The following is a 12,502-nucleotide window of genomic DNA, read 5'->3' as shown; positions in this document are numbered from 1 at the left end:
AATAACCCGTTTAGTAAGGCAACCATGTTGGCAACACCTCGTTTCTATTCTAATATAGGGATCTTTGAGTGGAGCTCAAAGTCTCTCCTTTTTTATGCATCCACTTATAAATAACAGGTATAACAAGCAAACTAATAAACGTTGAACTGAGCATTCCACCCACAACCACGACCCCAAGAGTTTGGGAAATTACCGTATCCGTTCTCGAAGAAAGAGCCAGCGGAAGCAACGTCAAAATTGTGGTGAATGCTGTCATCAGGATAGGACGCACTCGGGATATTGTCCCCTGTAGAATAGCCTCTTCCGGAATCATCCCGCTTGCCATGTTCCGCTCTATCTTATCGACAAGTACAATGCCGTTGGTGACCACAATCCCCACGAGCATTAAGATCCCGATAAATGCGGCAAGATTCCACTGCATGCCGAATACAAGCATTCCCCATACCGAGCCAATGATGGATAGTGGAATACATACGAGTACCGAGAGAGGAGCCTTCCATCCCCGAAAGACCATGCTCACAATCAGGAGAACGAGAATAATCGAAATAATTAATGCAATAGCCATTTCCATGATCATTTGCTGCACCTGTCCGGAGATCCCTCCGAAAGAATAGTTCACTCCTCTTGGAAGCGTTAATCCCTCGAGAAGACTTTGCGTTTGACTGGTCACCTTTTCCACATCATTAGATATGATATTGGCTGTAACCGTTGCAAAAGGTTGACCGTCTCGATCCCGATAAACGGATAATTCGTTATTTGGAGCGAGAGAAGTAAGCTGCTGCAAGCTGATTGATTTCCCATCCTTCGATTGAAACGTTTCAATAGATAATAACGATAGGACGTCTTTCCCGGATTGTTTTGCGGTAGAATCGAGATCCGTGTTGATGATCAATGGTATACGTTGATCGCCCGCGGCTGCATCTATCCTTGTTCCCTGAGATATATACGGCTGAATCCGATTAAGAATGTCCTCTACGTTGATCCCATGGCGTTTGATTTGATCTTCGTTAAGAGCTAAATGGTAGGCGGGGCCGCTTTCCGTATCATTCTCAACTCCCTCTACACTAAGTCCCGGTACGAACGCCAGTTTACTACGGATTTTCAGGGCAACAGTATCGAGTTCATTGGCGCTTGCTCCTGTGATGACGATCTTTAACAGCGAATCATCGCCCGCTATATTCCGATTGGTTACTGTAAACCTGGCCACGCTTCCCAGATTCCATAGTTTTTTATTAAGTTCCGTTACAACGGTATCCAGATTAGCGTTTGCTTTTAAATTGGCAATGAGATTGGCTTCCTTCGATGACTGGATCCATCCTCCACCCTCGTCAAATACATCGTCAAACATCGGAATAAAAGAGGATCCTATGGTTGAAGAAAAAGTATCGATTTGCGGATCCGATTTCAACAAATCCTCGACCCTTTTCACTTCGGTATCGACGGCCTGCACAGAACTTTTCTCCGGCAATGCTACCTTAATAGAGATTGCGCCCGGACCACTTGCAGGGAGAAAATTCACTGGAAGAAAGATGGCCTGAACAACCGTACCGATGAAAATAACAACAACCAAACCCACAACCCATTTTTTTCTTGAAAAAGCCCATTGCAGGATTCGATTCACAAGGGGCTCAGCCGTTCGAGCATTCACTCGAAAATCCTTCCACCATAGTTGTGCAAGAGCCGGAATAACAAAAATCGAAACCAAAAGCGAGACGATCAACGCAATGACGACTGTCCAAGCAAAAGAGGCAAAGCTGGATTGAATGATTCCTCCCACCAACAGGATAGGGAGAAACACGACGATTGTCGTCGCCGTCGACGACACAATAGCGGGCATCATTTCACGAACCGCTCCAGCCAAGTGATGAAGATAATCTTTACGATCCGACTCTTGGATTCTTCGATACATATTGTCAACTATGACGATCGAATCATCCACGACTCTCCCCATCGCAACTACCAAACCGGATACGGTAAGGATGTTCAAACTGATTCCCATCCCTTTCAGCATAGCTGTTGTTGCCAACAGGCAAATGGGTAGGGAGAGGGCGATCAATAGCGTTGCCCTAACATTTCGAAGGAACAACAGCACACTAAGCATCGAAAACAGACAACCTAGGAGCCCTTCACGCAGAAGCCCTTTAAGGGATGCCTGAACATCATCAGCATGATCGAATGGGATCGAAAGCTGAATACCGCTTGGTAATGTACCCTGCAGTTCATGGATTCGTTGATGCACCCGCTTCGATACATCAGTAATGTTAGACGAAGGACTCTTCAGCACATCCAGGATAACACTTGGTTTTCCATTCATACGAGAAAGTGTCTGCAGATCGACCATCGACGGGGATACTTCTGCTACGGCAGAAAGAGGGATCGTTTTCCCGTCAGCCCCCTTAATCCGTAATTCGTTGAGATCTTGAGCGCTAACCCCCCAACCTGTGACTCGAACTGGAATCGTAGTTTGGTTGCTGACAATCTTCCCTTGAGGAAAGTCCGTTCTTGACGATGCAAGAGATCGTTTGACATCTTCCAAAGTGAACCCCATCATCTCCAGATCCTTCATCCGAATCGTCACCGCAAATCCGTTATTTCCCCCGCCGGTCACACGTATTTCATTTACCCCTGGCACACTTTTCAAATGATTAACCAGTTCGTTTTGGAGCGAAGTGCGGAGGACATTTTCATCCGCTTGATCAGACTGGCTTGTCAGACTAATCCTCATCATCGGGAAGGAGCTGGTACTCACCCGAGTAACAAGGGGCTTGTGCACGCCGGAAGGAAAAGTAAGACCGGACATAGCCTGCGTGACCTCATCTTCGGCCTTTTCCATATCAAATTGAAAAGGAAAATAAAGGCTGCATAACAATCCGCCGTTGAAGGAACTGGTCTCCACCGACTCTAATCCATTAATGTCGCTTACCGCCTGCTCCATTATTCCCGCTAAACTTACTTTCACTTGAGCGGCTTGATAATTGTCTGCGCGCACACTGATCATGAGCGTTGAATTATTGATCGGAGGGAGGTAATCACGTTCCATCTTATAGGCGGATATTCCACCCCAACCCAAGATGAGCAAAATGGATACGACAACTAAAACCGAACGTTTCATAACTGCTTCTATCATTGGTTGCATAATAGACCGGGCTCCTGCTTAAGGCCCGTTATTCACGCCCTTTTTTTAGTTTGAAAAGCATTATAATGACCGGCCTAGAAGATACGGCACCGATGATTCTACCAGAGTAACTTGCCCTTCTTGCTTCCGGTGTTTTCTTCATTTTCGCCGCCGAAGATATGGTTCTTTGGCGCAGGCATAGGGACATTCGGTCCCTTGATGGCCCTCCAGATCTCCTCGTTGAGCTTCTGCGAGTCAACCTGGTCAGGCATTCCGGACATGTGCTCAGGCTTCATGACCGACTCTGATCTAGACGATGCTTCTACGGAGGTAGAAGCTGCGTCCTGATTGACATCGTAGGCAACTGCCATTGGTGCCGTAGACTCGGTCGCGACTGCTATAGACGGAGTCTCCACTGTGTAGCTGGCGAAATTCGGCTTGTCCCCGAACGAGTAGATCATCGGCATAGCAGCGGCATCAAACTGGGTGAGCGGGCCCAAGCCTACGAGCAGCTCCATGGTTCTCAGCATCGACACTTGGCTGTAGAAGTGCGAGTCGACGATGCCCCGCTGCGTGTAGGGACTGATCACCTGAGCAATCGTGCGATGAGCGTCGACATGATCCGCACCGTCCTGCGCGTCATCTTCGACGACGCAGATCGCGGTGTCCTTCCAATACTTTGAGTGCGTTACCGTGTCGACGATCTTGCCCAGCGCCAGATCGTTGTCCGCAACCAGCGTCTTCGCCGTTGCCCCTCCCGAAGTGTGGTCGCGCGGTAGGTCGATGAACTGCATCGTTGGCAGATTATCATTAGCGATGTACTGCTGGAACTCCTTGTTCCACTCTTCGTACCGCTTAACGTCGGAAATGCCCATGTCGAACCAAGGGTAGTTTTGGTCCGTATTATCGTTGAGCAGCGGTTCGTAGGCGCAGTACTTGCCAGCCTGGCACTTCACCTGGTTGTTGGAACCGAACCAACTCGAGGGCAGCGAGTGCATGCCGTAATGGCGGAAGGTCAGACCAGCCGCTGCGACCGCGTTCCACAGGAAAGCGCGGTTCGGGTCTGCATTGCCCACCGTTACCTGCGAGTCCTTGTAACCGGAGGAGTCGTAAGTCGCACCGTTGCCACCGTAACCCTGGTGTGTGGCGAGCTGGTTGAACGGGTTCGAGTTAGCCTGGGTGGCCCAATTCCAGCCGTCCTGACTCACCTCGCCATCTGCGTAGAAGTTGTCCAGCGTCACGAATTGCTTGGCGAGCTTGTGCTGGTTCGGGGTGATGTCTTGACCGAAAAGCGTCAGTGACGGATCGCCATTTCCGCGCGGCGTGCCGTCATCATTCTTGAGGTCACCGAGCACCTGGTCGTAAGTACGGTTCTCTTTCACTATATAGATGATATGCTTGATCGGCGAGCTCTCACCGGGGCTGCGCGGTATGATAGTACCGGGCGTCTTGTGGTGCTTATCGAACCCGACCACCTTGCCGTGCTGGTCGAAGCCATTGTTCTCTCGCACCATCCGGGTGTACGTCGCCAACTGGGACTCGCTCGGCGTCGGGATGATCGACAGGTAGCCCTGCAGCAGCCGCTCGATGTAAGGAATGTCTTTACCCTTGTTAGTCCCAGTGCCCAATCCCTTGGCGCTGGTAACAAGCAGTTTGCCGTCGGGCGCCACCTGCACGCCGGTTGGATACCAGCCAGTCGGGATGAGTCCCTTGATCCGGCCGAACTCCCCTTGGTCAGAAACGTTTACCACTGCAACGTCGTTGTTGCCGGAGTTGGTGACGTATAGCGTGCCGTTGTCAGGTGACAGGGTCATGTTGGTCGGCGAGCTGCCCGCTGGCGCACCTGGGTACGGGGCCATCGAGATCGTGTTCACGACAGCGTTGCTTACCGTGTCGATAACGGATACCGAGTCGCTGTCGCCGTTGGTAACGTACAGCCACTTCCGATTGGCGTCCAGTAGTAAGCTATTCGGGTGAGTTCCGACGGTAAGCTTGCTTGGCGGAGAAAGCGTGAGCCCGTCAACGGAGAAGACCGACAGCATGTTCTCGCCCTGGTTGCTGACGTAGGCCGTGTGCCCGTCCGCTGACAATGCAACGCCATACGGGTAGGAACCTGCTGGTGCCTGCGCGGTCTTACCCGAGGCGACGTCGATCGCGACGAGCGTGTTCTTATACTGGCCAGTCACATAAACGGTCCTGTCATCCGGTGCGACCGCAACACCCTGCGGGTACGTACCCGCAGGCAGCGCCAGCGTTTTTTGGAGCGTCAGCTTACTAGCAACGCTATCCCAACGAAAGACGACCACCGAGTTCCTGTTCGCCGTCGCCAGGTACACGTAACTGCCGTCGTGGCTGAACGCCAGACCGGGTGCAACCCCCTTATCCGACGCGGAAAGCTCAAGCTCCTGGATGAGGCCGCCGTCCTTGGCGTTCAACACTTGAACCGCCTGCTTGCCGTTACCGTTCTTGATAATGTCTGGAACAAGCACCGCTTTACCGTCGGGCGAGAGCACGGCATTGGCCGGGTAGAAGCCCGCAGGCTTTTGTACACCCACAGGCGTCACCCGCCATCCGGATGGTGTGTAAGCAGTGCCATTTGCCTGGGGTCCTGCTACCAAATTATAGGCGGCATAAGCGGGTCCTGAACCCAGAATGAATGTTGCCAGGGCAGCTATCGCTATTTTCTTACTTAGACTCTTTTTCTTCATCCTATTTCCCCTCCAAAAAATTTTTTTGATCATAACCAATATCAAGCAGAACAAGCATAAACCTGCCATATTTTCGTACAAAAAAAATTTGATTCTTTTACATTACATACAAATAAAGCTTTTATTTCATGTTCGTACAAATAATACTGTACAATAAACTCACATCCATTAGGGTTAATTACGTGTAAATTATTAATGTTTTTTTTGTAAACATGAACGTCGCTGCAAGCCAAATCAAAACACCTTTTTTGAAAGGTTAGTTCGTTGATTTAATGAACCTTACCGCTTAACTTCAAACCAATGATACCGACGCCTGACCAAATCGCGTAAGCAATACCAACTTCAATGTAAGCCAGTGTTCTTACTCACAAGCTTAATCTGGATTAAGCTCATCCCCTTCGCCTCCATGCAAAAAATGCAGATCTGTCCAAGTACCAGACAGATCTGCATAGGAATGGGTAAAGATTAGTTCAAGTTATCCAAAAGCGTGTTTACTTGAGGGTTAAGGTTCAATGCATTCAGAATGACCGTAAGAGCCTCCGCACGTGTGGAGTTGCCCTGCGGATCAAATACGCCATCATTCTTGCCGCTGATGATGCCAGCTTCTGCTGCATCCTTGATTAGATTAGCTGCATAAGAGCTTGCGCTTGCCATATCCGTGAAGTTGCCTTTGGAAGCATCTTTTTCCACTTTACTTAAGTTCACAATACGAGACAGGATAATGACCATTTCTTCTCGGCTGATCGTTTGGTCCGGTTTGAATGTTCCGTCTCCAAAGCCAGCAAGTACCCCTGCACTAGCGAGTTTCTCAATAGCGTCTTTAGCCCAGTGACTGCTAATATCATTCAGTGCAACGGAGTGATTAGCACCACCGCTGATATTGAATACGCGAGAGATGATCGCTGCAAACTCCGCACGTTTGATTTTGTCATCAGGATGGAACGTGCCATCCCCATATCCTTCGATAACGTGCAGTTTAACGAACGTACCGATGGTCTTTTCAGCCCAGTGCCCTTTTGTATCAGCTAGTTCAACCTTAACATTAGATTTCTTAGCATCCGCGACTTCGGATTCAATAGCACTAACCAAGTTTATTACATTAACAGCGTCGCGATTGAATACATCAACCGTAGGTTTTGTAGGTTCAGGTGTCGGTGTCGGTGTCGGTGTTTGCGTTGTACTGTCCGTCGACGTATCACCGTCCGAACTTTCCGTAGTCGCCCGATTCACAGTTACCGTATACGTCTTCTTGCCGGTTCCGTCTTGAGCCGTTACGTTAATCTGTATCGGGTTCACGCCCACCTGTAAGTTGTTGGCGATATACGTATACACATTGCCGGTTACGGAGCTGTAATCGGCTCCTGAAACAGCAACCGTCGCATGGGAATCCTCTGTGGCAAAAGAAAAATTGCTGCTTGAAACGGAATTAGCTACATCCACGCTATAGTTCAGATTTTCTGCCGTAAATGCTGGCTTCAATGTCCCCTGATCCACTAACAAGCTGGACAACAACGCATTTGATGACAGACTAGTCGCCCTTGTCACAGTTACCGTATACGTCTTCTTGCCGGTTCCGTCTTGAGCCGTTACGCTAATCTGAATCGGGTTCGTACCCACCTGTAAGTTGTTGGCGATATACGTATACACATTGCCGGTTACGGAGCTGTAAGTCGCTCCCGAAACGGTAAACGTTGCAAGGGAATCCGCTGTGGCAAAAGAAAAATTGCTGCTTGAAACGGAATTAGCTACATCCACGCTATAGTTCAGATTTGCTGCTGTAAATGCTGGCGTCAATGTCCCCTGATCCACTAACAAGCTGGACAACAACGCATTTGATGATGCCGGTGGAGCTGTCTTGTCGATGTTAGCCACAGTAGCTATTACCGAACCTGTATTACCCGCTGCGTCAACAAAATTAAAGGTAAAGCTGCCATTTTGCGTAAATGAGAAGCTAGTTGAACCGTTATTATTGGTAATCGTTACATCTTCACTTGGTGTAATGGTTGCAACTACATCTTGGTTGGTTGGCATTGTTGTATTGTAAGCAACTGTTGCCGTAGGCGCAACTTTGTCGATGTTAGCCACAGTGACTATAGCGCTACCCGTGTTAAATGTTGCATCAATAAATTCAAACGTGAAGCTTCCGTTCTCACTAAACACATAGTTAGGAGATCCGCCGTTGTTCGTGATGGTTACCGGCTCGCTAGGGGTAATAGTTGACACAACGTCTTGGTTTGTGGGATTGACATTGCTGTAGCTTACAGAAGCCGTCGGAGCAATGGTATCCACGTTATACACTGCAAAATCCCAAATAGATGGAGCATCCGCAGCACTCGTAATGTAAAGCCTAACTTTACTCGCCGTCACTGGTTCGAAGGTATCGGTCTCTATAAACAAAGGCGTACCACCCGTAAAGGCATTCTCCCATTTGGAACCATCCCAATATTGAATCTTGTAGCTCGTTATCCGATTTTTACCCGCTTCCGTATATTCCTTAAAAACAATTTGATTGAAAGTCGTATTGGCTCCAAAATCCACGTCCAAAGTCGCACTAGACGTCCCCGTATCTGTTGCCCACCTTGTTTGGGAAGAACCATCCAGGGCCTTTGACGGGCTGTAAGTCAGATTATTTTTATAATAATTACTTGCCGTTACTGTTTTGTTTAATGCCAAATTCACTGGCGGCTTAATATCGCCTGTTGGTGCAACGATTGTAAAGGTCGTGCGGGCAAGCTCTTTATTACGGGTCTCATTCAAGTTGCTATATAGCAATACGGCATCATAAGTTCCGGGAGCCAGATCGGCAGAAGTGAATGTTAATGTGCCTTTGTCCTTCCTCGCATACTGCCAGTCGATTGATTTACTATCGGGCTTGATCGCAGTCCCCGTCGGGTAGATCCCTACCCAATTGTTCGGGCCGAATAAATCAGAATACTGAAGGGATAGGTATTCGCCTTTCACGTATTTCGACTTAACCGTCGTTAACGAAGTTGCCAAATCCAATTTTCCCGGCTTCTGCGCCAGCTCTGTACGGAAAGTGGATACGACCGAGCGGTGGTCTGACGGCCATGGCATAATCTTGATGTCCGTATACGGCCCGTCCTCACCTACGATTTGACTGTTCACCGTAACAGAAGGTCCCGCAGCATAGATGAAATCGATTCGATCGTGTACCTCATTTTTGGAAGGGACAGGCGTCCATGTAAAGGCCGGATACGTGACCGGATCCGGATGCTTTTCACGGTAAGTATCGCGGAAATCCAACTGTTCCAGTTCTTTCGATACAGGCCATGTTACCGTTGTATCAAAATGGCTAGCTTTGGTACTTTCAATCCAATCCAAGTGTGACGCGCCGTTAAAATCGCCCGTCAGGAAAACAGGGATTCCTTCCTTTGCCAGTTTCGGCAGCTCTTTAAATTTGCTCTCCATTTCTTTCATATGATAGGTTCTTTCGTTCTGCATGACGTACTCAACACTCTTTTTAGCCCGAATATCATAGGGTCCGTACGGGTAAGCCAGTTGGTGTACATTACTCACAGCCACAACCTTGCCCGGCTCTACTTCGATATAGACATAGTCAGGGTGCCCCGAATCAATAATGGGATAACGGCTAATAATCTCCTGACTTTCATCGTAGTTGAAACCGAGTTTCTCGGCGAGCTTGGGAATGTTTAATTGTCCTTCTTGAATTCCGACGACATCAGCTCCGGCAGCCTTAATGGCCTCCACTGTTTTGTCAAAGGAAACTTTCCCCCCCCCTAAATAGATGTTAAATGTCATAATTTTTAAATCAACCATGTTCCCCTGCTCTTTAGGAATGGAATGATCTGTGGACGCCGCCGGTCCAGTAAAGCCTGTCATAATGAAAAAAGCCAAACAAGCAATGAATAGGATGGATGTACGGAATCGGTTGTTGTTCTTCAGAAAAGTTTCGAAAGGATTGGAACTCATTTTCGCTCACCTCATTATAATATTTTCACATCTAATAACTCTGAACTTACATTAATCCTCTTTTTTTTGATTTTAATAATAAATGATTACGAAACGTACATCATCGAGGCGATCCAGAACAGAAAAGCAGAACGAGGAACATGATGACGCTCACTCATACGTTCAATTATTATTGATCAAACCAATAATATTCTCGATACAATGCCAATATCGTTCGATTTTCATCTATCGTTCTAATAAAATTGTACACAAACTTATACTACAATTCATCAACACACTGTAAACTGCACATTAAGATATTATGAATTATTGGAAACCTTATTGAGATGGGACTACGATTTCTTATGAATAAAAAAAGAGCTAGCATAAATACCGCTAACTCTCGTATTGATCAATTAAGGGCCTAATTACAATCTTTGAATCAACCAATAAAATGCCAGAACAAAAATAAGGCAAGACGTTGAAATCATCATTTTACGATACCACGGGAACCTTCGCAGCCATATCAAGAGGGGCAGTAATAGGCATAAGACCATCAGTTGGCCCGTTTCTACACCTAAATTGAACGTCAGGAGCGTGCCAATCAGATTGCCCTTTGGAAGTCCTGTTTCAGCCAAAGCCCCGGCGAAGCCCATACCGTGAATCAGGCCAAATATGGCTGTCATTACCCACCGCCATTTCGCCTTTTGAACAAACATATTTTCCACAGCCACGTAACAGATCGTCACCGCAATCAACGCTTCGACCCAAGACGAGATGACATGGAGGCGGCCCGACGCCACCAAGAATAGTGTAATGCTGTGGGCGATTGTAAAAGCAGTAACAATTTTCAAAGCATCCTTGAAGCGAGATGCGATTAATACTAAGGATAACAAAAACACCAAATGATCATAACCTGTCAAAATGTGTTCGATTCCAAGCTTAAAGTATTTCCACAAAACAGCGCCAATCTTAGGCTGGGGAAGGTTGATCGGATTTTCTCTTTTAGTGCTATCATTATCCTGCTGGGAATGCTTAGGAAGGTTGATCAGAATATCTCTTTTCGTGCTATCAATCAAGTCCTGTTGGACATATTCCCCTGCATGGACCAAGAGTCCACTCGTATGAGCAGGTACATCGTCAAACGCCAGGTCGTAATGAAGATTACATTGTTCGATCACTTTATCGGCGGTAAACTTCAGATGAAATTCCACGCCTCTTTCGGTACCCTTATTCGCCATGTTCATCGAAAGCAATTCCATCGTTAAGGGTTTCGAATCCGCATCTATGCGAAGACCTTTCTGTAGATAGGATTCGATTTTTTGCGAGAACTGTTCCTCGTTCACCAGATTATCTAGGTTGGTACCGAATTGCGGAAACAAATCTCTTTGATCAAGAAAAAGTTCATAGAGAATCTCGTTCTCTTCAATGTTTAATACCGAATAACCCATACTTCCGGCATGCGCAAGTGAAGTTGTGGTAGTCCCAAAAAATAATACGATGATTAATAAGGAGAGGAAAATTCTTAAGTTCATAGCTGCTGAACCTCTTTTCATAAAATGGACCTACGTTTGTAAGCTCATTCATAAACGAAAATTCACTGGCTTTGTTACCGCCGGTAACAAAGCCAGGAATCAACATTACATCCGGAATTTCATCTAAGCATTTGCAAAGTAATTTCTATTGCAGACTCGCTTTGGCTACGATTACAAGGTCTACAATATCAACCTTACCGTCATGATTCACATCCGCTTTTTCATTCCAGCCCTCTTGACCTTGTTGTTTGCCGTATGCCCCTGAAACAATGGCCAAGTCTCCAACAGAGCGTTTTCCGTCTCGATTGACATCTGCGGTGATTCTCTGCTTGTCAAACTCTTTAATGGCCGCTTGCAATGCCGCTTTCGCACTACCCACCTGCTCCTGAGTAGCATTCGAATCGTTTGCTGTCGCATTTGCTGTATTGATAGCCAACTGTAATTGAGCTCTGGAGCCAGCCGCATACAGACCATCTCCGTTACCTTCCACTGCTGCATTGTACTTATCCTGAGCGCTTGCGATTATGCTCTGTAACGTCAGTCCTGGGTTTACTGTCACATTCGCGGTAGACATAAAATTTCCATCATAAGTTATGGCCGTCACTGTTGCCTTCCCAGGACTAATGCCGATCAACGAAGCGCTGACGCCTGTATAGGTTACAGATACTACAGTAGGGTCACTGCTTTTCCACGAAACTTTGGTATCGTACGCATCATCCGGCGTAACCGTAGCCGTTAATGTTCTGGTTTCGCCTTCAGTCATGATGACGTTTTGTTGATCAAGCGTCACCCCTTCAACAGAGACGCGTTCAACGACTTTGAATGTCTTGCGATCCACGATCTCATACCCGTCATTGATCATGAAAATCGCATCATAAGTACCTGGGGCCAGCCCATTGCTGAGACTAGCTTTCCCGTCTCCAGACTTTAAATAATTCCAGCTCAACGATACACCGGCACCTGGAGGAACTCCTCCAGTTTTGTAGATGCCGACCCAATCCTTCCCGCTTGCGCCAGCCCCTTTGTACGACAGGGTGATGGCTTTCCCTTTGAGGTACTGGAGTTTGTCCAGTGTTAACGTCTGGCCAGCAGCTGCTTCAGCGACAGGAATGAAAGATCCAACAGTCAAGTTGAAAATCAACATCATGAATGACGCAAAATAACCGATTAGACGAAACGTTTTTCGGTTTCGTTTTTTGTTCATTTGCCAATCC

At 47.3% G+C, this 12,502-nt stretch carries 6 protein-coding genes; all 6 read right to left on the bottom strand.

Going from position 1 to position 12,502, the window contains the following annotated elements; all coding sequences use genetic code 11:
- Positions 1-49: 49 nt before the first annotated feature.
- The gene (locus AC58UU_RS02590; protein ID WP_497312681.1) at positions 50-3,136 is read right to left on the bottom strand and encodes an efflux RND transporter permease subunit; all 3,087 of its coding nucleotides are present in this window, start codon (positions 3,134-3,136) and stop codon (positions 50-52) included.
- 98 nt (positions 3,137-3,234) lie between these two features.
- Positions 3,235-5,823 carry a beta-propeller fold lactonase family protein gene (locus tag AC58UU_RS02585; RefSeq protein ID WP_497312679.1) on the bottom strand — a complete coding sequence of 863 codons (2,589 nt, stop codon included), beginning with the start codon at positions 5,821-5,823 and terminating at the stop codon, positions 3,235-3,237.
- A gap of 269 nt (positions 5,824-6,092) precedes the next feature.
- Positions 6,093-6,179 (bottom strand): SMR family transporter, encoded by an 87-nt coding sequence (locus AC58UU_RS02580; protein WP_497313142.1) that lies wholly within the window; start codon positions 6,177-6,179, stop codon positions 6,093-6,095.
- A gap of 109 nt (positions 6,180-6,288) precedes the next feature.
- Complete coding sequence (locus tag AC58UU_RS02575; protein WP_497312678.1) at positions 6,289-9,774, bottom strand: S-layer homology domain-containing protein; 3,486 nt, start codon at positions 9,772-9,774, stop codon at positions 6,289-6,291.
- 407 nt (positions 9,775-10,181) lie between these two features.
- Positions 10,182-11,288: a HupE/UreJ family protein gene (locus AC58UU_RS02570; protein ID WP_497312676.1), complete on the bottom strand. Its 1,107-nt coding sequence runs from the start codon at positions 11,286-11,288 to the stop codon at positions 10,182-10,184.
- A gap of 145 nt (positions 11,289-11,433) precedes the next feature.
- Positions 11,434-12,492 (bottom strand): Ig-like domain-containing protein, encoded by a 1,059-nt coding sequence (locus AC58UU_RS02565; protein ID WP_497312674.1) that lies wholly within the window; start codon positions 12,490-12,492, stop codon positions 11,434-11,436.
- Positions 12,493-12,502: the final 10 nt, after the last annotated feature.

The organism is Paenibacillus sp. JT22N1 (assembly GCF_059692155.1).
The sequence above is the reverse complement of the archived record's forward strand: the minus strand, read 5'-3'. Positions and strand labels throughout refer to the sequence as shown.

Coding starts and splice junctions, on each gene's coding strand:
- AC58UU_RS02590 (WP_497312681.1), bottom strand. CDS start 3,136: ATGCAACCAATGATAGAAGCAGTTATGAAACGTTCGGTTTTAGTTGTC.
- AC58UU_RS02585 (WP_497312679.1), bottom strand. CDS start 5,823: ATGAAGAAAAAGAGTCTAAGTAAGAAAATAGCGATAGCTGCCCTGGCA.
- AC58UU_RS02575 (WP_497312678.1), bottom strand. CDS start 9,774: ATGAGTTCCAATCCTTTCGAAACTTTTCTGAAGAACAACAACCGATTC.
- AC58UU_RS02570 (WP_497312676.1), bottom strand. CDS start 11,288: ATGAACTTAAGAATTTTCCTCTCCTTATTAATCATCGTATTATTTTTT.
- AC58UU_RS02565 (WP_497312674.1), bottom strand. CDS start 12,492: ATGAACAAAAAACGAAACCGAAAAACGTTTCGTCTAATCGGTTATTTT.